20 protein-coding genes, 2 tRNA genes and 1 rRNA gene are annotated in these 20,891 nt (G+C 55.8%); 8 read left to right on the top strand and 15 right to left on the bottom strand.

All coding sequences use genetic code 11. The features are described 5' to 3' along the window. Positions 1–122: 122 nt before the first annotated feature. Positions 123–452 carry a thioredoxin TrxA gene (trxA, locus tag EDF73_RS26145; protein ID WP_004869525.1) on the bottom strand — a complete coding sequence of 110 codons (330 nt, stop codon included), beginning with the start codon at positions 450–452 and terminating at the stop codon, positions 123–125. A 345-nt stretch (positions 453–797) separates the two neighbouring features. On the opposite strand from trxA, the gene rhlB reads away from it, so the two are divergent. After that, on the top strand, positions 798–2,063 hold the full coding sequence (rhlB, locus tag EDF73_RS26140; protein WP_132731853.1) for an ATP-dependent RNA helicase RhlB: 1,266 nt from the start codon (positions 798–800) through the stop codon (positions 2,061–2,063). 8 nt (positions 2,064–2,071) lie between these two features. Beyond that, positions 2,072–3,556 carry a guanosine-5'-triphosphate,3'-diphosphate diphosphatase gene (gene gppA, locus EDF73_RS26135; protein ID WP_132731852.1) on the top strand — a complete coding sequence of 495 codons (1,485 nt, stop codon included), beginning with the start codon at positions 2,072–2,074 and terminating at the stop codon, positions 3,554–3,556. A gap of 59 nt (positions 3,557–3,615) precedes the next feature. On the opposite strand, the gene rep is transcribed toward gppA, so the two are convergent. Further along, on the bottom strand, positions 3,616–5,637 hold the full coding sequence (gene rep, locus EDF73_RS26130) for a DNA helicase Rep (RefSeq protein WP_132731851.1): 2,022 nt from the start codon (positions 5,635–5,637) through the stop codon (positions 3,616–3,618). Between the two features lie 112 nt (positions 5,638–5,749). On the opposite strand from rep, the gene ppiC (EDF73_RS26125) reads away from it, so the two are divergent. Continuing rightward, positions 5,750–6,031 (top strand): peptidylprolyl isomerase PpiC, encoded by a 282-nt coding sequence (gene ppiC / locus EDF73_RS26125; RefSeq protein ID WP_132731850.1) that lies wholly within the window; start codon positions 5,750–5,752, stop codon positions 6,029–6,031. Positions 6,032–6,081: 50 nt separating this feature from the next. Beyond that, complete coding sequence (gene ppiC, locus EDF73_RS26120; RefSeq protein ID WP_132731849.1) at positions 6,082–6,363, top strand: peptidylprolyl isomerase PpiC; 282 nt, start codon at positions 6,082–6,084, stop codon at positions 6,361–6,363. Between the two features lie 42 nt (positions 6,364–6,405). Here the strand turns inward: ppiC (EDF73_RS26120) and EDF73_RS26115 are convergent, their stop codons facing one another. Then, positions 6,406–6,768, bottom strand: a complete 363-nt coding sequence (locus tag EDF73_RS26115) for a DUF1360 domain-containing protein (protein ID WP_132731848.1) — start codon at positions 6,766–6,768, stop codon at positions 6,406–6,408. Continuing rightward, entirely contained in the window at positions 6,765–7,205 is a 441-nt protein-coding gene (locus EDF73_RS26110; protein ID WP_132731847.1) for an Rrf2 family transcriptional regulator, read from the bottom strand. Before EDF73_RS26110 ends, EDF73_RS26115 begins: the two co-directional genes overlap by 4 nt. Before the next feature lie 182 nt (positions 7,206–7,387). Between EDF73_RS26110 and EDF73_RS26105 the strand changes: the two genes are divergently transcribed. Continuing rightward, positions 7,388–8,011, top strand: a complete 624-nt coding sequence (locus EDF73_RS26105) for a class I SAM-dependent methyltransferase (RefSeq protein ID WP_207896698.1) — start codon at positions 7,388–7,390, stop codon at positions 8,009–8,011. An 81-nt stretch (positions 8,012–8,092) separates the two neighbouring features. Here EDF73_RS26105 and ilvC read toward each other — a convergent pair whose 3' ends face one another. Next, on the bottom strand, positions 8,093–9,568 hold the full coding sequence (gene ilvC / locus EDF73_RS26100) for a ketol-acid reductoisomerase (protein ID WP_132731846.1): 1,476 nt from the start codon (positions 9,566–9,568) through the stop codon (positions 8,093–8,095). 272 nt (positions 9,569–9,840) lie between these two features. Here ilvC and ilvY point away from each other — a divergent pair, with 272 nt between their 5' ends. Then, positions 9,841–10,731 (top strand): HTH-type transcriptional activator IlvY, encoded by an 891-nt coding sequence (ilvY, locus tag EDF73_RS26090; protein ID WP_132731845.1) that lies wholly within the window; start codon positions 9,841–9,843, stop codon positions 10,729–10,731. Here the strand turns inward: ilvY and ilvA are convergent. The 6 genes from ilvA to ilvL form a co-directional block, all read right to left on the bottom strand. After that, on the bottom strand, positions 10,728–12,272 hold the full coding sequence (gene ilvA / locus EDF73_RS26085) for a threonine ammonia-lyase, biosynthetic (protein ID WP_132731906.1): 1,545 nt from the start codon (positions 12,270–12,272) through the stop codon (positions 10,728–10,730). The genes ilvY and ilvA overlap by 4 nt on opposite strands. A gap of 2 nt (positions 12,273–12,274) precedes the next feature. Next, on the bottom strand, positions 12,275–14,125 hold the full coding sequence (ilvD, locus tag EDF73_RS26080) for a dihydroxy-acid dehydratase (protein ID WP_132731844.1): 1,851 nt from the start codon (positions 14,123–14,125) through the stop codon (positions 12,275–12,277). Positions 14,126–14,186: 61 nt separating this feature from the next. Further along, positions 14,187–15,116 carry a branched-chain amino acid transaminase gene (locus tag EDF73_RS26075; RefSeq protein WP_132731843.1) on the bottom strand — a complete coding sequence of 310 codons (930 nt, stop codon included), beginning with the start codon at positions 15,114–15,116 and terminating at the stop codon, positions 14,187–14,189. Positions 15,117–15,132: 16 nt separating this feature from the next. Further along, positions 15,133–15,390, bottom strand: coding sequence for an acetolactate synthase 2 small subunit (ilvM, locus tag EDF73_RS26070; RefSeq protein WP_132731842.1), 258 nt, complete (start codon positions 15,388–15,390; stop codon positions 15,133–15,135). After that, on the bottom strand, positions 15,387–17,033 hold the full coding sequence (ilvG, locus tag EDF73_RS26065; RefSeq protein WP_132731841.1) for an acetolactate synthase 2 catalytic subunit: 1,647 nt from the start codon (positions 17,031–17,033) through the stop codon (positions 15,387–15,389). Before ilvG ends, ilvM begins: the two co-directional genes overlap by 4 nt. Before the next feature lie 140 nt (positions 17,034–17,173). After that, a complete protein-coding gene (gene ilvL / locus EDF73_RS26060) occupies positions 17,174–17,272 on the bottom strand; it encodes an ilv operon leader peptide (protein ID WP_001311244.1) in 99 nt (32 codons plus the stop codon). Between the two features lie 354 nt (positions 17,273–17,626). On the opposite strand from ilvL, the gene EDF73_RS26055 reads away from it, so the two are divergent. Beyond that, positions 17,627–19,147 (top strand): YifB family Mg chelatase-like AAA ATPase, encoded by a 1,521-nt coding sequence (locus tag EDF73_RS26055; RefSeq protein ID WP_132731840.1) that lies wholly within the window; start codon positions 17,627–17,629, stop codon positions 19,145–19,147. A 24-nt stretch (positions 19,148–19,171) separates the two neighbouring features. Here the strand turns inward: EDF73_RS26055 and EDF73_RS26050 are convergent, their stop codons facing one another. Continuing rightward, complete coding sequence (locus tag EDF73_RS26050; RefSeq protein WP_132731839.1) at positions 19,172–19,510, bottom strand: DUF413 domain-containing protein; 339 nt, start codon at positions 19,508–19,510, stop codon at positions 19,172–19,174. 118 nt (positions 19,511–19,628) lie between these two features. Here EDF73_RS26050 and hdfR point away from each other — a divergent pair, with 118 nt between their 5' ends. Next, positions 19,629–20,450, top strand: a complete 822-nt coding sequence (gene hdfR, locus EDF73_RS26045) for an HTH-type transcriptional regulator HdfR (protein ID WP_132731838.1) — start codon at positions 19,629–19,631, stop codon at positions 20,448–20,450. Between the two features lie 93 nt (positions 20,451–20,543). Here the strand turns inward: hdfR and EDF73_RS26040 are convergent. The 3 genes from EDF73_RS26040 to rrf all read right to left on the bottom strand — a co-directional run. Further along, a tRNA-Trp gene (locus EDF73_RS26040) sits at positions 20,544–20,619 on the bottom strand. Between the two features lie 55 nt (positions 20,620–20,674). Further along, a tRNA-Asp gene (locus EDF73_RS26035) sits at positions 20,675–20,751 on the bottom strand. 54 nt (positions 20,752–20,805) lie between these two features. Then, a 5S ribosomal RNA gene (gene rrf / locus EDF73_RS26030) occupies positions 20,806–20,891 on the bottom strand; the annotation flags it as partial.

Genomic DNA, 20,891 nt, shown 5'->3' with positions numbered 1-20,891 from the left:
AAACAAGATTCAAACAATAAGGTATGTTTAAAACGAAGTCTGAAGTTAACTTAGCACGACTCTCGCCGGGCGTCCAGAGTTCCGCTAAAAATAGGAATCCGGACGCCGGAATGGCAAACCGCTTACGCCAGGTTGGCGTCGAGGAAATCTTTCAGCTGGCCTTTAGACAGCGCGCCAACCTTAGTTGCCGCCACTTCGCCGTTCTTAAACAGCAGCAGCGTCGGGATGCCGCGAATGCCATATTTCGGCGCAGTACCCGGGTTCTGATCGATGTTCAGTTTAGCAACGGTCAGTTTGCCCTGATACTCCTCAGCGATCTCATCCAGAATCGGGGCGATCATTTTGCACGGACCGCACCACTCTGCCCAGAAATCGACGAGGGTGAGCCCGTCAGCCTTGAGTACGTCCGTGTCAAAACTGTCGTCAGTCAGGTGAATAATTTTATCGCTCATATTTAACTCCACAGGAATAAGCCTGGTGTGTTGGTGTCGCAGACATCAACGACGTGCCGATGCTACGTTATACACGTTATTCTTCCGAATGCCTCTTTAACAACTGACCCCTGCGCGACCCGGCCCATCATGGACTTCGTCTTGCCGGAGCCAAAGCCAACCGTTCTCAACCCGTTGCCGGTAGATTAATCCACCCCGACTCGCTCAGTAGTCTAAGCTTTCGAGGATTCATTCGGTTGCCGCAGATGCACCTTACGTAATTTCGCGTATAGCCAACGAAAGGTTGACGTTATTTCAACGGATACGCTTTCTTAATGCAATAGTTAGCTGATATTCTACCACACTATGAGCAAAACACATTTAACAGAACAGAAGTTTTCCGACTTCGCCCTGCACCCGGCAGTGATTGAAGCCCTTGAAAAAAAAGGGTTTCATAATTGTACGCCCATTCAGGCACTCGCTCTTCCGCTAACGCTGGAAGGTCGTGATGTCGCCGGGCAGGCGCAAACCGGTACCGGTAAAACGATGGCGTTCCTGACGTCAACGTTTCATTATCTTCTCTCTCACCCGGCCAGCGCTGACCGCCAGGTAAACCAACCGCGGGCGCTGATCATGGCGCCAACGCGCGAACTGGCGGTACAAATTCATGCTGACGCCGAACCGCTGGCGCAGGCGACTGGCCTGAAGCTGGGCCTGGCTTACGGCGGCGATGGCTACGATAAGCAGCTAAAAGTCCTGGAAAGCGGCGTCGACATTCTGATCGGTACCACCGGTCGTCTTATCGATTACGCCAAACAGAATCACATTAACCTCGGCGCGATTCAGGTTGTCGTGCTCGATGAAGCCGATCGCATGTACGATCTCGGCTTTATTAAAGATATCCGCTGGCTGTTCCGTCGTATGCCGCCGACCAACCAGCGCCTGAACATGCTGTTCTCCGCAACGCTTTCTTATCGCGTCCGCGAACTGGCCTTTGAACAGATGAACAACGCCGAATACGTTGAAGTCGAGCCGGAACAGAAAACGGGTCACCGTATTAAAGAAGAGCTGTTCTATCCTTCCAACGAAGAAAAAATGCGCCTGCTGCAGACGCTGCTGGAAGAAGAATGGCCGGATCGCGCCATTATCTTCGCCAACACCAAGCACCGTTGTGAAGATATCTGGGGTCATCTGGCGGCGGACGGCCATCGCGTAGGTCTGCTCACCGGCGACGTCGCGCAGAAAAAACGTCTGCGCATTCTCGAAGAATTCACCCGCGGTGATATCGACATTCTGGTGGCGACCGACGTTGCCGCGCGTGGTCTGCATATCCCGGCCGTGACGCACGTCTTTAACTATGACCTGCCGGACGACTGTGAAGATTACGTCCACCGTATCGGCCGTACCGGTCGCGCGGGCGCCAGCGGTCACTCCATCAGCCTGGCCTGTGAAGAGTACGCGCTGAACCTACCGGCAATTGAGGCCTATACCGGTCACTCCATTCCGGTTAGCAAGTACAACCCAGATGCACTTATGACTGATTTGCCTAAGCCGCTGCGCCTGACGCGCCCGCGCACGGGCAATGGCCCGCGTCGTAGCGGCCCGCCTCGTAACCGTCGTCGTTCAGGTTAAAGAAATCTATGCTCAGTTCCACCTCGCTTTATGCAGCTATCGATCTTGGTTCAAATAGCTTTCATATGTTGGTTGTACGCGAGGTGGCCGGGAGCATCCAGACGCTCAGCCGCATCAAGCGCAAAGTGCGTCTGGCCGCGGGCCTGAACAGCGATAACACGCTCTCCGCGGAAGCGATGGAGCGTGGATGGCAGTGTTTGCGTCTGTTTGCCGAACGCCTGCAGGATATTCCTGCCGCGCAAATTCGCGTGGTGGCGACAGCCACACTGCGTCTGGCGGTCAACGCCGATGAATTCCTGGCGAAGGCGCGGGAAATCCTCGGCTGCCCGGTGCAGGTTATCAGCGGTGAAGAAGAGGCTCGCCTGATTTATCAAGGTGTTGCACACACTACCGGCGGTGAAGACCAGCGTCTGGTGGTCGATATCGGCGGAGCCAGTACGGAGCTGGTTACCGGTACCGGGGCCCAAACCACCTCTCTTTTTAGTCTGTCGATGGGGTGTGTCACCTGGCTGGAACGCTACTTCGCCGATCGTAACCTGACGAAAGAAAACTTCGATCTCGCCGAAAATGCGGCTCGCGACGTGCTGCGTCCGATTACTGACATCCTGAATTATCACGGTTGGAAAATCTGCGTTGGCGCCTCCGGCACCGTCCAGGCCCTGCAGGAAATCATGATGGCGCAGGGGATGGATGAACGCATCACCCTCGCAAAACTGCAGCAGCTCAAACAGCGGGCGATACAGTGCGGGCGTCTGGAAGAGCTGGAAATCGAAGGCTTAACCTTAGAGCGGGCGTTAGTTTTCCCCAGCGGCCTGGCCATCCTGATCGCCATCTTCAGTGAACTGAATATTCAGTGCATGACCCTGGCGGGCGGAGCGCTGCGTGAAGGTCTGGTTTACGGTATGCTGCATCTGGCCGTCGATCAGGATATTCGTAGCCGCACCCTGCGCAATATTCAGCGCCGCTTTATGATCGATACCGAGCAGGCTCAGCGCGTGACCCACCTCGCTGCGCATCTGGTGAGTCAGCTGGATGATACCTGGGAACTGGAACCGCTCAGCCGCGATCTGCTGGCCAGCGCCTGCGCGCTGCATGAAATTGGCCTGAGCGTCGATTTTAAACGCGCCCCGCAACATGCCGCCTACCTGGTGAGTAACCTCGATCTGCCCGGTTTCACGCCGGCGCAGAAAAAGCTGCTCGCGACGTTATTACTCAATCAAACCAACACCATCGATCTCTCTTCGCTCCACCAGCAAAATGCGGTGAAACCGCGCGTCGCGGAGCATCTTTGTCGGCTGTTACGTCTGGCTATCCTGTTTGCCAGCCGCCGTCGCGACGATCTGCTGCCGATGATTACCCTGGTCGCCGATGGCGAGAAACTCACGCTGACGCTGCCGGAGGGCTGGCTGGAAAGCCATCCGCTGGGCCGGGAACTGATGGAACAGGAGTGCCAGTGGCAGAGTTATGTCCACTGGGTTTTAGACGTGGCGTAATCTCGCCGGCAGGCTGCTAACACGCCCCGGAGAGCATGACCGGGGCACACGCCCCATCATTACTTCCCTTTTGCTTTTGCCAGCATCGCCCGAATGTTGGCGACGTTCGCCTGCCCTTTATGCATCCGCTCTTCCGCGGAGATAACCTTACGTTCCTGCTCCCAGATCAGGTCGTCCTGCGGCAGCTCCAGCAGAAAACGGCTGGGTTCCGGGCGCACCAGCTCGCCGTACTGACGGCGTTCTTTACACAAGGTAAAGGTCAGCTCTTTTTGCGCGCGGGTGATGCCGACGTAGGCCAGCCGGCGCTCTTCATCCACGTTGTCTTCATCAATACTGCTCTGGTGCGGCAGCAGCCCCTCCTCCATGCCCACCAGGTAGACGTAAGGAAACTCCAGCCCCTTCGAGGCATGCAGGGTCATCAGCTGCACCTGATCCGACTCTTCATCTGACTCGCCGCGCTCCATCATATCGCGCAGGGTAAAGCGGGTGACCACCTGGGTCAACGTCATGGGTTCGTCAATCTCGCTTCCTTCCAGCATCTCCGTCATCCAGCTGAACAGCTGATTGACGTTTTTCATACGCATTTCTGCGGCCTTCGGACTCGGGGAGGTCTCATACAGCCAGGATTCATAGTCCACGCCGCGAATCAGATCGCGCACCGCGGTTACCGGCTCGCTTTCCGCCAGACGCTGGATTTCCCCCAGCCACCGGGTAAAGCCCGTGAGCGCATCGTAACCGCGGCCGGTCAGCGTCTGGGTGAGCCCCATATCAAAACTGGCGGCGAATAGACTCTTATTGCGGGTCATCGCCCACTCGCCCAGTTTTTGCAGGGTAGCCGGGCCGATTTCACGCTTTGGCGTATTCACGATGCGCAGGAAGGCGCTGTCGTCATCCGGGTTGGTCAGCACGCGCAGATAGGCCAGCAGGTCTTTGATCTCCGGCCGCGAGAAAAACGACGTGCCGCCGGAAATTTTGTACGGAATGCGGTTTTGCATCAGCATCTTTTCAAAGACCCGCGACTGATGGTTACCGCGGTAGAGGATCGCGTAATCCTTATATTGCGTCTTATTAATAAAGTGGTGGGCGATCAGTTCCCCGGTGACCCGCTCCGCTTCATGTTCTTCATGATTCGCTGAAAGCACTTTCAGCTCAGCGCCGTAGCCAAGCTCGGAAAACAGGCGTTTTTCAAAGACGTGCGGATTGTTGGCGATCAGGATGTTGGCCGCTTTCAATATCCGGCCGGAAGAACGGTAGTTCTGTTCGAGTTTGATCACCTGCAGCGCCGGGAAGTCCTGACTCAGCAGTACCAGGTTCTGCGGCCGCGCCCCGCGCCAGGAGTAGATCGACTGATCGTCGTCCCCCACCACGGTAAAGCGCGCCCGCTGCCCCACCAGCAGCTTCACCATCTCATACTGGCTGGTGTTGGTATCCTGATATTCATCCACCAGCAGATAACGGATCTTGTTCTGCCAGCGCTCGCGCACCTCTCCATTGCGCTGCAGTAGCAGGGTGGGCAGCAGGATCAGATCGTCGAAATCCAGCACGTTGCAGGCTTTCATATGCGCATCATACAGCCCATAGCAGTGGGCAAAGATCCGATCCCGCTCGCCCTTCGCGCTGGCTGCCGCCTGCGCCGGGGTTTGCAGATCGTTTTTCCAGTTGGAGATCGTCGAGATCAGCTGCTGGAGAACCCCTTTATCGTCTTCGATCAACCCCTCTGTCAGCTCTTTGAGCAGGGCCACCTGGTCGGTATCATCGAACAGCGAAAAGTTAGATTTCATCCCCAGCGCGGCATACTCACGCTTAATAATATCCAGCCCCAGGGTATGGAAGGTGGAAATCATCAGGCCGCGCGCCTCTTTGCGTCCCAGCGTTTGCCCGACACGCTCTTTCATTTCGCGTGCCGCTTTATTGGTAAAGGTCACCGCCGCGATATGGCGCGCCTGATAACCGCAGCCGCGGATCAGGTGGGCGATTTTATTGGTGATAACGCGGGTCTTACCGGAACCGGCGCCCGCCAGCACCAGGCACGGCCCGGTCACGAATTCGACGGCTTGTTGTTGGCCAGGGTTTAAACGCATGGGAGTCTTGCTCAATCTTCGAACGGGGTGAGGATTGTAGCAGAAAGCCGGGGGGAGATTTACCGGCTAATGGTAAAGTGTTGGCAACACCCGTCATCCTGAGAGCGAAACTATGGCAAAGTCCGCAGCGGCCCTGCACATCCTGGTGAAAGAAGAGAAGCTGGCGCAGGAGATCCTCGCCAAACTGGAGCGAGGCGTTAGCTTCGATCATCTGGCGAAGCGCTATTCGCGCTGCCCCTCCGGGCGCAACGGCGGCGATCTCGGCGAGTTTAAACAGGGAACGATGGTCGGGCCATTTGATCATGCCGTCTTCACCTGCCCGTTGCTGAAACCCTATGGGCCGGTGAAAACCCGGTTTGGTTATCACATCATTAAGGTGCTATATCGCCGCTAACGCATGCTAATATTGCCCCCTGATTCATAGCAACCTATCAAGGTACGATCATGGCGAAAACAGCCGCAGCAATGCACATTCTGGTGAAAGAAGAGAAACTGGCACTCGACCTGCTTGAGCAGATTAAAAACGGCGCCGACTTCGAGAAGCTGGCGAAGAAGCACTCCACCTGCCCCTCAGGTAAGAAAGGCGGTCATTTAGGCGAATTCAGACAGGGCCAGATGGTGCCGGCGTTTGATAAAGTCGTCTTCTCCTGCCCGGTGCTGGAGCCGACCGGCCCGCTGCACACCCAGTTCGGTTACCACATCATTAAAGTGCTGTACCGTAACTAATGCATTAAAAAAGCCTCTCTGGCGCAGAGAGGCTTTTTTTTCTTATTTCGCCTGCAGCGTTTTTTGTGCCTCATGTTTCATGACATGCATGCTGATAGCAGCCTGGAATACCTTAAACATCAGTCCGTTAATCAGCGTCGCGAAGGTGATGGTGATAAACGCCGTCATCACCCAGTCAATCAGTGCAAAGCCGCTGTTCAACAGCGCCGGGCGATACACCGCCATCCCGCCAAACACTACCCAGTGGCTTAAGCAGTAGAAACATTGAAACAGATGCCCCATCAGCGCATTCTTTTTTGCCGTCCACTCGCGGAACGTGGCAAACAGCTCCGTCTGCGTCACCGTCATCGAAATACTGCTGGCCGCCAGGGCAATCATCAGGCAGGTCGTTAAGGTAGCAATCATGGGTTATGGCCTTTGTCGTTGAAGTAGCTGATAAATTCGCTGCCGATATCGTGTAGGGTCAGGCTTTTAAAACGATCGAGGATCAGCGTTTGCGCATCAGCAAGCGTTGCCGACATCACCCGGTTTACCCCCTGTTCCACCAGGCATTGTGGGTTCTCGCTGCGGTTGCCCAGCGCAAATAGCGCCGGTTCACCTAACGCCATGTAGATATCGTAAAGCGTAATCTCTGTCACCGGCCGACATAGCCGCCAGCCGCCGTGGTGCCCCTTCGTGGCACAGACAATGTTTTTTTCCCTGAGGCCGGCAAGCAGCTTGCGGATGAACGCCGGATTACCATCAATAAAGGCGGCCATCTGCTCCGACGTCAGGGGCTTATCCATCTGCTCCAGGTGCAGCAGGATGTGCAGCGTTGCTGAGAATGAGTTATTTGTTTTCATGTAACTTACGATATTACATAAACGGCATATTGCGCAATTCCCCAAAGGGGATAAATCCAAAAAAATCAATCAACATAATGATAATTAAACAAATTTATATTTTCACCCCACATTATTGACCAAAACAAATCTTATGTTACTTTTAATATTACATGATATTTTCCGTTAACGATGAGGTGACTATGCACAATCAGGAACAGACGCCGGAACAATTTTGGGAATCGCATTACGATGCAATGTCTCCTCTCTCCAGCGGCATCCCAGGCAAAATTCTGGTGCGCTTTACCGAAGAATTAGCGCCAGGCAAAGCGCTGGAGCTAGGCTGCGGGCGCGGGGACGATAGCGTCTGGCTGGCGAAAAAGGGCTGGCAGGTCACCGCCGTGGATTTATCCTCGCGGGCGCTGGAATACGCCGCCGGCAACGCCGAACGATCTGCGGTCAGCGATCGTATTACCTTCACCCGATACGATCTCACCGCCGGTTTTCCTGCAGGCGAGTTCGATCTGATTGTGGCCTCTTTTCTGGAATCGCCGCTAACCTTCGATCGGCATAACATCTTCCGCGCCGCATTTGCCCACGTTGCGCCAGGAGGCATGCTGCTGATTACCTCGCATGCCAAACCGCCGTCATGGTCAGAGCATGCCGATCGTCCCTTCCAGTCGGCAAAAGACGCCGTCGCATCGCTTGGGCCGCTGCCTGAAGGCTGGGAGATTATTTTCTGCGACGATGTTTCGCGCATGATGCGCGGGCCGGAGGGCGAGCAGGGAGAGGTATCGGATTCGGTTATTGCGTTAAGGCGTAAATAAACAGGCCCGGTAGCGCTTATGCTTACCGGGCCTGACGGATTTCCTGGTCGATGCGGCCTGCGGGCCGCAAGAAGACGGGAATTAACCTGCTACAGCGATACGTTTCATATCGGTCATATAGCCGCGCAGCTTCTGGCCAACCGCTTCGATAGCGTGGCTGCGAATCGCATCGTTCACGTCGCGCAGCTGGGCGTTATCAACCGCGCCTTCCGCAATCGCAGTGCCCAGGTCGCCGGTCTGCAGCGTAGTCATGAACTCTTTCAGCAGCGGTACGCAAGCGTAAGAGAACAGGTAGTTACCGTACTCGGCGGTATCAGAGATAACCACGTTCATTTCATACAGACGCTTACGCGCGATGGTGTTCGCAATCAGCGGCAGCTCATGCAGTGATTCGTAGTAAGCGGATTCTTCGATGATCCCGGAAGCCACCATGGTTTCGAATGCCAGCTCAACGCCCGCCTTCACCATCGCAATCATCAGCACGCCTTTATCGAAGTACTCCTGCTCGCCGATTTTACCTTCAAACTGCGGAGCGGTTTCGAACGCGGTGGCGCCGGTCTCTTCACGCCAGGTCAGCAGTTTCTTATCATCGTTCGCCCAGTCAGCCATCATGCCGGAAGAGAATTCGCCGGAGATGATGTCATCCATATGCTTCTGGAACAGCGGGGCCATGATCTCTTTCAGCTGCTCGGACAGCGCGTAGGCACGCAGTTTCGCCGGGTTGGACAGGCGATCCATCATCAGCGTAATACCGCCCTGCTTCAGCGCTTCGGTGATGGTTTCCCAGCCGAACTGAATCAGTTTTTCTGCATATGCCGGATCGGTACCTTCCGCCACCAGCTTATCGAAGCACAGCAGAGAACCCGCCTGCAGCATGCCGCACAGAATGGTTTGCTCGCCCATCAGGTCAGATTTCACTTCCGCCACGAAGGAGGATTCCAGCACGCCCGCACGGTGACCGCCGGTAGCCGCAGCCCAGGCTTTAGCGATGGCCATGCCTTCACCTTTCGGGTCGTTTTCCGGGTGAACCGCGATCAGCGTCGGGACGCCAAAACCACGTTTGTATTCTTCACGCACTTCGGTACCCGGGCACTTCGGCGCCACCATCACCACGGTGATGTCTTTACGGATCTGCTCGCCGACTTCAACAATGTTGAAGCCGTGGGAGTAGCCCAGCGCCGCGCCGTCTTTCATCAGCGGCTGTACGGAACGCACAACGTCTGAGTGCTGTTTGTCCGGAGTCAGGTTAACCACCAGATCCGCCTGCGGAACCAGCTCTTCGTAAGTCCCTACTTTAAAACCGTTTTCGGTCGCTTTACGCCAGGAAGCACGCTTTTCAGCAATGGCTTCTTTACGCAGCGCATAGGAGATGTCCAGGCCGGAGTCACGCATGTTCAGCCCCTGGTTCAGACCCTGGGCGCCGCAGCCGACGATGACCACTTTTTTACCCTGAAGGTAGCTGGCGCCATCGGCGAATTCGTCGCGCGCCATAAAGCGACATTTACCCAGCTGTGCCAGCTGCTGGCGCAGATTCAGTGTATTAAAGTAGTTAGCCATGGTGATACTCCGTGATGTTGTGCGTTGTGACTCGATGGATTTCGAGTGGCAGGAGGGCGGCAGGGCTGCGAATCCCTGGCGCTTACTCAAGTAAGTGACCGGGGCAAGCTGACGCAGCCAGCGCATCCGCAACCTGAAACACGACGAGCATATTGTTCGGTTCGCTTTTGCGAGAATGAACTTACTATATGACAGGAAATTCATTGCGGAAATTGATATATTCACAACGTCATGTTGCAATAACTGCAATATAAAATCGTGGAGTGCGGCCTGTGGATTTACGCGATCTGAAAACCTTCCTGCATCTGGCGGAAAGCCGCCATTTTGGCCGCAGCGCGCGGGCGATGCATGTCAGTCCTTCCACCCTTTCGCGCCAGATCCAACGCCTGGAAGAGGACCTTGGCCAGCCGCTGTTTGTCCGGGATAATCGCACCGTAACCTTGACTGAAGCCGGTGAAGAACTGCGCCTCTTCGCCCAGCAGACGCTGCTGCAGTATCAGCAGCTACGTCACGCCATCGATCAGCAGGGTCCGTCGCTTTCCGGCGAGTTACATATCTTCTGTTCGGTGACCGCAGCCTACAGCCACCTGCCGCCGATTCTCGACCGCTTTCGCGCCGCCCACCCTTCGGTGGAGATCAAGCTCTCTACCGGCGATGCCGCCGATGCGATGGAGAAAGTGGTGACCGGCGAGGCCGACCTCGCGATTGCCGGTAAGCCGGAAACGCTGCCGGGATCGGTGGCCTTCTCAATGCTGGAAAATCTGGCCGTTGTGCTGATCGCCCCGGCGTTAGCCTGTCCGGTACGCACCCAGGTCTCCCAGGAGAAACCCGACTGGTCGACCGTGCCGTTTATCATGGCCGACCAGGGGCCGGTGCGTCGCCGTATCGAACTGTGGTTCCGCCGTCACAAAATCAGCAACCCCTCGATTTATGCCACCGTCGGCGGCCATGAGGCGATGGTATCGATGGTGGCGCTTGGCTGCGGCGTGGCGCTGCTGCCGGAGGTGGTGCTGGAAAACAGCCCGGAGCCGGTGCGCAATCGCGTGATGATTCTGGAGCGTAGCGATGAGAAAACCCCCTTCGAACTGGGCGTTTGCGCACAAAAAAAGCGGCTGTATGAGCCGCTTATTGATGCTTTCTGGTCGATTTTGCCAAACCACTAACCGGCAAGAAAGAAGCGAAATGCCGGGTTATTGGTTTCGTTGTGGCAATCGTAGCCCAGCTCGTTGAGCCGGGTTTCGAAGTCCGGCTCGTTCTCGCCCAGTTCAAAGGCGGCCAGCACGCGGCCATAGTCGGTGCCGTGGCTGCGATAGTGGAACAACGAGATATTCCAGTGCGTGCCTAAGGTATGCAGAAACTTCAACAGTGCGCCCGGCGATTCGGGGAATTCGAAGCTGTACAAACGCTCCTGCAGCGGCTTCGACGGACGCCCGCCAACCATGTAGCGCACATGCAGCTTCGCCATTTCGTCATCGGAAAGATCCACCACGCTATAGCCGCCATCATTGAGCAACTGCAGGATTTCCTTGCGCTCTTCCAGGCCGCGGCTCAGACGAACGCCGACAAAAATACAGGCATCTTTAGCGTCAGCAAAACGGTAGTTGAACTCGGTCACTGAACGGCCGCCCAGCAGCTGGCAGAACTTCAGAAAGCTCCCCTTCTCCTCCGGAATGGTCACCGCCAGCAACGCTTCACGCTGTTCCCCCAGCTCGCAGCGTTCGGAAACGTAGCGCAGACCGTGGAAGTTGACGTTGGCGCCGGACAGGACATGCGCCAGCCGTTCGCCGCGAATATCATGCTGAGCGATATATTTCTTCATCCCTGCCAGCGCCAGCGCGCCGGACGGCTCCGCTACGGCCCGCACGTCTTCGAACAGGTCCTTCATCGCCGCACAAATCGCATCGCTATCGACGGTGATGATATCGTCAAGATACTCCTGACACACGCGGAAGGTCTCATCGCCGATACGCTTCACCGCCACGCCTTCGGCAAACAAACCGACGCGCGGCAGATCCACCGGGTGCCCGGCATCCAGCGCGGCTTTCAGGCAGGCGGAATCCTCCGCCTCCACGGCGATCACTTTGATCTGCGGCATCAGCTGCTTGATCAGCACCGCCACGCCCGCCGCCAGACCGCCGCCGCCGACCGGGACAAACACGCGATCGAGGTGGGCATCCTGCTGCAACAGCTCCAGCGCCAGCGTCCCCTGGCCGGCAATGACCATCGGATGGTCAAATGGCGGCACCCAGGTGAAATTTTGCTGCTGCGCCAGCTCAATGGCTTTCGCTTTGGCTTCATCGAAATTGGCGCCATACAGCAGCACTTCACCGCCAAAATTACGTACGGCATCCACTTTGATATCCGCCGTGGCCACCGGCATTACGATCAGCGCCTTCAGGCCAAGACGTGACGCAGAGAAGGCGACGCCCTGCGCATGGTTACCCGCAGAGGCGGTAATCACACCCTGCGCTTTTTGTTCTTCCGTCAGCCCCGCCATCATCGCGTAAGCCCCGCGCAGCTTGAAACTATGAACGGGTTGACGGTCTTCCCGCTTCACCAGAATCACATTATCAAGACGCGATGAAAGCTTTTCCATTTTTTGCAGCGGCGTAATCTGCGCTGCTTCATAGACCGGCGCGCGCAGCACCGCCCTGAGATATTCCGCCCCCTCAGGGGCGGCAGACAGGGGTTGTGATTCGGCCATCATTAACCCCCAAGTTTCGATTTATCGCGTACCGCGCCTTTATCGGCGCTGGTTGCCAGGCTGGCATAAGCGCGGAGTGCGAAGGAAACCTGACGTTCACGCGCTTTCGGCGTCCACGCCTGATTGCCGCGGGCCTCCTGCGCTTCGCGACGGGCGGCAATCTCGGCATCGCTCAGCTGCAGCTGAATGCCGCGGTTAGGGATATCGATAGCAATCATGTCGCCGTCTTCAATGATTGCAATATTGCCGCCGCTCGCCGCTTCCGGAGAAACGTGACCAATTGACAGGCCCGAGGTACCGCCGGAGAAACGTCCGTCGGTGATCAGCGCACAGGCTTTACCCAGCCCCATAGACTTCAGGAAGGTTGTCGGGTAGAGCATTTCCTGCATCCCCGGACCGCCCTTCGGCCCTTCGTAACGAATCACCACCACGTCGCCGGCGACGACCTTACCGCCGAGGATAGCCTCAACGGCTTCGTCCTGGCTCTCGTACACTTTTGCCGGGCCGGTGAATTTCAGAATGCTGTCATCTACGCCTGCGGTCTTAACGATACAGCCATTTTCAGCAAAGTTACCGTACAGAACTGCCAGGCCACCGTCTTTGCTATAAGCATGTTCCAGCGAACGGATACAGCCTTCAGCACGGTCATCATCCAGGGTATCCCAACGACAGTCCTGCGAAAACGCCTGCGTGGTACGGATACCTGCCGGCCCGGCGCGGAACATCTCTTTCACCGCGTCATCCTCGGTCAGCATCACATCGTAGCGATCGAGCGTTTGCGGCAGGGTCAGGCCGAGGATATTTTTCACCTCGCGGTTCAGCAGACCGGCGCGATCCAGCTCACCAAGGATCCCCAACACGCCGCCCGCACGGTGAACATCTTCCATATGATATTTCTGCGTGCTCGGCGCCACTTTGCACAGCTGCGGCACTTTGCGGGACAGCTTATCAATATCGCTCATGGTGAAGTCGATTTCCGCTTCCTGCGCCGCCGCCAGCAGGTGCAGTACGGTATTCGTGGAGCCGCCCATGGCGATATCCAGCGTCATGGCGTTTTCAAAGGCAGCCTTGCTGGCGATGCTGCGCGGCAGCGCGGAGGCATCATCCTGCTCGTAATAACGTTTGGTCAGCTCAACAATCCGTTTACCCGCGTTAAGGAACAGCTGTTTACGGTCAGCGTGAGTCGCCAACAGGGAACCGTTACCCGGCTGCGACAGACCCAGCGCTTCGGTCAGACAGTTCATCGAGTTGGCCGTGAACATCCCTGAACAGGAGCCGCAGGTCGGACAGGCGGAACGTTCCACCTGCTCACTCTGCTGGTCGGAGACTTTCGGATCCGCCCCCTGAATCATGGCATCAACGAGATCGAGCTTGATGATTTTGTCAGAAAGCTTGGTTTTCCCGGCTTCCATCGGGCCGCCGGAAACGAAGATTACCGGAATATTCAGGCGCAGGGAGGCCATCAGCATCCCGGGGGTGATTTTATCGCAGTTGGAAATGCAGACCATGGCATCGGCGCAGTGCGCGTTAACCATATACTCCACCGAGTCAGCGATCAGTTCGCGGGATGGCAGTGAATAAAGCATACCCCCGTGACCCATGGCAATCCCATCATCCACGGCGATAGTGTTGAATTCTTTGGCAACGCCGCCAGAGGCTTCAATCTGCTCAGCAACCAGCTTACCAAGATCGCGCAGGTGGACGTGGCCCGGTACAAATTGGGTGAAGGAGTTCACGACGGCGATAATCGGCTTGCCGAAATCAGCATCGGTCATCCCGGTTGCGCGCCACAGCGCGCGGGCACCCGCCATATTGCGGCCATGAGTGGTGGTGGCGGAACGGTACTTAGGCATGCTTTAGTTACTCCCAGTCTCTGTTAAATGGGGCGCTGCGTGCCGCCCCATCTTTTTATACTTATTGATTAACTTGATCCAACCAGCCCCATTTATCCTCGGTTTCACCGGTGAAGAGGCCAAAGAATGCTTGCTGAATACGCTTGGTGACCGGGCCGCAGCGACCTGCGCCGACCTGAATGCCGTCAACGCTGCGCACCGGGGTGATTTCTGCCGCGGTACCCGACATGAAGACTTCATCCGCCAGGTACAGCGATTCACGGGACAGCACCTGCTCACGGACTTCGATATCCAGATCTTTCGCCAGTTTAATGATTGCGTCACGGGTAATGCCCGGCAGCGCGGAAGAGGTAAACGGCGGAGTAAACAGCACGCCATCTTTCACTTCAAACAGGTTCTCACCCGCGCCTTCAGAGATATAGCCATTTACGTCCAGCGCGATCCCTTCCTGGTAGCCGTGGCGGCGCGCTTCGCTGCCAACCAGCAAAGAGGACAGGTAGTTACCACCGGCTTTCGCGGCGGTCGGAATAGTGTTTGGCGCGACACGGTTCCAGGAAGAAACCATTGCATCGATCCCCTGATCCAGCGCTTCTGCGCCCAGATAAGCTCCCCATGGGAACGCCGCGATGATCACGTCAGTGCTGTATCCCTCAGGCGGGTTAACGCCCATACCCACGTCTCCCACGAAGACCAGCGGACGAATGTAGGCGCTGGTCAGGCCGTTTTTACGAATCACCTCGCGGCAGGCTTCCATCAGTTCATCAACGCTTTGAGAGACCGGGAAACGGTAGATTTTGGCTGAGTCATGCAGACGCTGCATATGTTCGCGATGGCGGAACACCACAGGTCCTTTGTGCGAGTCGTAGCAACGGATGCCTTCAAACACGGAAGTACCGTAATGGAGCGCGTGAGACATCACGTGAACCTTTGCTTCTCCCCACGGAACCATCTCGCCATTGAACCAAATGTAATCAGCTTTTTTCGTCGTCATTTTTCTTCCCTTGCGCTCAGGCGCGGATTTGTTGTGATGTTGGTTGCTGGATCTCGACGCAGGCGACGTCGACCAGCTTACTTAATTGACTAAACAGTAATTCGACGGGCCGCTGACTGGCAACGGTCAATTCGATATTTATGTTGCTGGCATCTGCCGCGGTTTCCATGTTCATGGCGCAAATCTGAAAGCCACGATGGCGTACCACGCGCAGCACGCGTTCTAAAGTTTCCGGGTTGAAGCGAGCCTGCAAAGCGACCTGATGTTGCATCATGATAATTTCTCCAGCATTTCTGAGTTACTGGCACCAGGCGGTACCAACGGCCAGACATTCTCAAGCTCATCGATTGAGACATGAAGCAGGTATGGCCCCTGGCTCGAAAGCATGGTGTCGAGAGCCGCTTCAACCTGGTCTTTACGGGTGATGTGCTGACCAGGAATGCCAAAAGCGCTGGCCAGCGTGACAAAATCGGGGTTATCGGTGAGGGTAGTTTCGCTATAGCGTTCTTCAAAAAACAGCTGCTGCCACTGACGAACCATCCCTAAACGCTGGTTGTCCAGCAGCAGAATCTTCAACGGCAGCTGCTTACGCTTCACGGTACCCAGCTCCTGTACGTTCATCATGAAGGAACCATCGCCGGAAACGCAGATAACCGTATCGTTAGGGCGTGCAATCTGCGCCCCAACCGCTGCCGGCAGGCCAAAGCCCATGGTGCCTAAGCCGCTGGAGGTAATAAAATTCTCCGGGCGCGTGTAGGTCATATGCTGCGCTGACCACATCTGATGCTGACCTACGTCGGTAGTGACGACGCTATCGGCCGGTTTACGGTCGGACAGCTGCTTGAGCAGCAGCGGCGCGTAAATCCCTTCGCCTGGATGGTCATAACGCCATGCGTGCTCGGCGCGCAGCTCCTGATTGCGCTGACGCCAGGCATCGATAGCCAGCGGCTGCTGCAATGCTGGCAACAGCGTATTCAGATCGCCCGTCAGGGCGACATGCGCCTGACGCAGCTTGTTCAACTCCGCCGGGTCGATATCCAGATGAATAACTTTGGCATGCGGGGCAAAGGTGTTCAGTTTGCCGGTGACGCGGTCGTCGAAGCGCGCGCCGACCGCGATCAACAGATCGCACTCCTGTACCGCCAGATTGGCCGCTTTGGTACCGTGCATGCCCAACATACCCAGGTAGTACGGATAGGCAGCCTCGACGGCGCCCAGGCCTTTCAGCGTGCAGGTTGCCGGCATTTGCGTCACCGCAATAAATTCGCGCAAGGCGGGAACCGCCTGCGCCATCCCGACGCCGCCGCCCACGTACAGCATCGGTTTTTGCGCCACGGCCAGCATCTGCAGAGCTTGCTCAACCTCAGCCTGAGGGAAGACCACATCATCATCAACCGTAGAAAAATAGGGATCGAGTTCGCCCTGCGCCAGCTGAATATCTTTTGGAATATCGACCAGCACCGGGCCTGGGCGACCTGAGTTCGCGACCTGGAAAGCCTCCGCGATAACGCGCGGCAGCTCCTCCAGCGACTGCACCAGGAAACTGTGTTTGGTGCAAGCCAGAGACAAACCGAGAACGTCCACCTCCTGGAAAGCATCGGTGCCGATAAACGGCGACGCGACCTGACCGGTGATGGCCACCACGGGGATAGAGTCCAGCAACGCGTCCGCCAGGCCGGTGATCAGGTTAGTCGCACCGGGCCCGGAAGTGGCGATGCACACGCCGGTTTTACCGGTGGCGCGAGCATAACCGATGGCCGCCATCGCCGCGCCTTGCTCGTGTCGGCACAACAGGTGTTCCACGCCGCCGTCATACAACGCATCGTAAACCGGCATAATTGCGCCACCCGGATAGCCAAAAACTGTGTCGACCCCCTGTGCTCGCAAAGCATGTACTACCCACTGCGCCCCGTTCATAGTTACTTCCCCGTCATAGATCGGGAGAAACAGAATTTTATGCTATTAGTCATTCTCTGCTCCTCGCTTCTCATTTTTAAGTTATAAAAAAACCCCCGGACCTTTCGGTGCGGGGGTCTTAGTTCGTTAAGGCTTGATTTCTAAGCCTTTCCTCGTCCAAGTGCAGCCCCGCACGGTGGGATAATAATCACCACCACGCTAATCACGACCAGGCTAATCACTCGTAGAAGGGCTGTCATTTTCTGTACTTTCTGGCTTCATGTTCGAAGGAATACCTAAAGAGGTACCACAGACTTCCCAATAAACACAAGATTTTTTTATACCTCATTTGCTGATCACGCTAACAATTTTCAGCAAAACAATTGTTTTTAATACGAAAAATACAAAGTGAAAAAAATTCAATTTATTGCTCTTTTCTATGGCCTGTCACGACCCGCGCCATCGTCGTAATACCGGTCCGCGAGGCAGGATCCATAATCAATGAAATGTATCGATATGCCGCTAATTATCTGGAACAGGCAACGTACAACAGATTTCTCACAGATTACGAAGCGCCATCGTCCCGACATAATGCCCCTATTCCAGGAGGCATTATGTCACTCGCGATTGTTTACACTCGGGCCGCTTTCGGTATCAGTGCCCCTCTTATTACTATCGAGATTCATATCAGCAACGGGCTACCCGGGCTGACGATGGTGGGGCTTCCTGAAACCACGGTGAAAGAGGCGCGCGACCGGGTACGCAGTGCGATAATTAACAGCGGTTATACTTTCCCGGCCAAAAAGGTCACCATCAATCTGGCCCCTGCCGATCTGCCAAAAGAGGGAGGGCGATATGATTTACCTATTGCTCTCGCGCTTCTGGTGGCGTCGGAGCAGCTCAATGCGGCCAGGCTAAATCAATATGAGTTTATCGGCGAACTCGCGCTTACAGGCGCGCTACGCGGCGTTCCTGGCGCCATCTCCAGCGCGATGGAGGCACTAAAAGCCGGGCGGAAAATTATCGTCGCCGAGGATAACGCCGCTGAAGTCGGGTTAATTGGCGGCAGCGATTGTTTGATTGCCGGGCATCTGCAGGAAGTCTGTGCTTTTCTGGAGGGACAACACATGCTAAATCTCCCCCCACCGGAGAGCGAATTTCCCCCAGAAACCCTCCCTGACCTGTCTGACGTTATCGGCCAGCAGCAGGGAAAACGGGCGCTGGAAATCGTCGCCGCAGGCGGGCATAACCTACTGTTAATTGGCCCCCCCGGAACGGGCAAGACCATGCTTGCCAGCCGGCTACCGGGTCTTCTGCCGCCATTAAGCAACCAGGAGGCGCTCGAAAGCGCGGCCATTCTTAGCCTGCTCAATACCCATCATGCAACAAAACAGTGGCGCCGCCGGCCGTTCCGCAGTCCACACCACAGCGCATCGCTCACGGCCATGGTTGGCGGCGGCTCCATCCCGATACCTGGGGAGATCTCGCTGGCCCATAACGGGGTACTGTTCCTGGATGAGCTACCGGAATTCGAGCGCAGAGTGCTGGATGCGCTGCGCGAGCCCATTGAGTCAGGAAAAATACATATCTCACGAACCCGCGCGAAAATTGACTATCCGGCGCGTTTCCAGCTCATTGCCGCAATGAACCCTAGCCCTAGCGGACACTATCAGGGACAGCACAATCGCGCCTCTCCCGCGCAAACCTTACGTTATCTGGGGCGCCTGTCTGGCCCGTTCCTCGATCGCTTCGACCTTTCACTGGAAATCCCGCTACCGCCGCCAGGGGTCCTCAGTCAGAGGAGCCAGGGCGAGGAGGATAGCGCCAGCGTACGCCAGCGGGTTCTCACCGCTCGTGAAAGACAGCTGGCCCGGCAGAATAAACTCAATGCTGAACTGGATAATAGTGAAGTGAAACTCTGGTGTCCTCTGCACAAAGAGGACGCAATCTGGCTGGAACAGGCGCTATCGCAGCTGGGGCTCTCTATTCGCGCCTGGCAGCGTCTGCTTAAAGTTGCCCGCACAATCGCGGATATTGGACATGAAGCGCATATCGAGCGCTGTCATCTGCAGGAGGCTCTGGGCTATCGGGCGATAGACAGGATGCTGAACCATCTGCAAAAACTGATGACATAAAAAAAGGGCTTTCGCCCTTTTTTCTTAATCGTCGCTTTCTGTGTAGTCTTCAGCGCCTTCGACCTGCGGTTTACCGCCGGACAGCGTATGGAAACGCTTTGGACGCTTAATGCGCGCCATATACTTAATCCAGACGCGTTCTACTTCCGTGACTGGCTCACGTTCACCACGGCATACCGCAACGAACTGTTTTTCATCTTCAGTGACAGGTTCGCGTTTACCCAGTTCCAGTTCGTTCAGGGCATAACCATGCTGTTCAAGCAGTTGTGCCTCTTTGATGGTGAAATCACCATGACGGGAGAACCCGCGCGGATAATGTTTATTATCGAAAAAACGATTAGTCGTCATAAAGCTTTCCGCCATCCTACACGCTCCTGATTCTTTGGCCGAGCTATTTATGGCGCGGAGTATTAGTTACGCTTGACAGAGTGTAAAACAAAAGATTTAAATCATTACGACAAATAATTTTGCGGAGAAGAGTGTGGATACGGAATTGCTCAAAACTTTCCTTGAAGTGAGCAGAACTCGCCACTTTGGACGAGCAGCAGAGGCGCTTTATCTGACGCAGTCAGCGGTCAGCTTTCGTATTCGTCAGCTGGAAAACCAGCTGGGCGTGAACCTTTTTACCCGCCATCGCAATAACATCCGCCTGACGTCAGCCGGCGATAAACTTCTTCCTTATGCCGAAACCCTGATGAACACCTGGCAGGCAGCACGAAAAGAGGTTGCGAACGCTTCCCGGCATAATGAATTTTCGATTGGCGGCAGCGCATCTTTGTGGGAATGCATGCTTAACGGATGGCTAGGGAAGCTCTACAAAGAGCCCTATAACCTGCAGTTTGAAGCGAGGATCGCCCAGCGGCAGTCCCTGGTTAAACAATTACATGAACGGCAGCTGGATCTGCTGATCACTACCGAATCGCCGAAGATGGACGAGCTAAGCAGTCAGTTACTCGGTAATTTTACGCTAGCGCTCTACTGCGCATCGCCGTTCAAAAACAAAAATGAGCTGAATTATCTGCGCCTGGAATGGGGGCCGGATTTTCAGCAAAATGAAGTCGGACTCATTGGCAGTGATGATATCCCCCTGCTTACTACCAGTTCTGCCGAGCTGGCTTATCAGCAACTCGCTGCGCTCAATGGCTGCACATGGCTACCCACGCGCTGGGCGAAGGAGAAAAGCGGTCTGCATACGGTGACGGATAGCACAACGCTTTCCCGCCCTCTGTATGCCATCTGGCTACAAAATAGCGATAAGCAGGTGCAGATCCGCGAGATACTGAAAACCGGCATACTGGAATAAGCCGACGCCTCCATGGACGGAGGATATTGGGAGATTGTCGGAGTGGGAAATAACAGGCAAAAAAAATCCTTTGCCTGAGCAAAGGATTATATATGGCAGGGGCGGAGAGACTCGAACTCGCGACACCCGGTTTTGGAGACCGGTGCTCTACCAACTGAGCTACGCCCCTAAATCTCTTACTATTAAGCCCACTAATTAACTTAGCAGGCTTAACTTTGAATAAGTGGCGGAACGGACGGGACTCGAACCCGCGACCCCCTGCGTGACAGGCAGGTATTCTAACCGACTGAACTACCGCTCCACCGAATTTTTCTACAACGACTGATTTTTACATCAGCTTACTGCGTAATTTGATGCCTGGCAGTTCCCTACTCTCACATGGGGAGACCCCACACTACCATCGGCGCTACGGCGTTTCACTTCTGAGTTCGGCATGGGGTC

This window comes from Klebsiella sp. BIGb0138 (genome assembly GCF_004342285.1).
Taxonomy (GTDB): domain Bacteria; phylum Pseudomonadota; class Gammaproteobacteria; order Enterobacterales; family Enterobacteriaceae; genus Klebsiella.
Note: the sequence above shows the minus strand (reverse complement) of the source record. Positions and strands in the feature narration are given on the sequence as shown.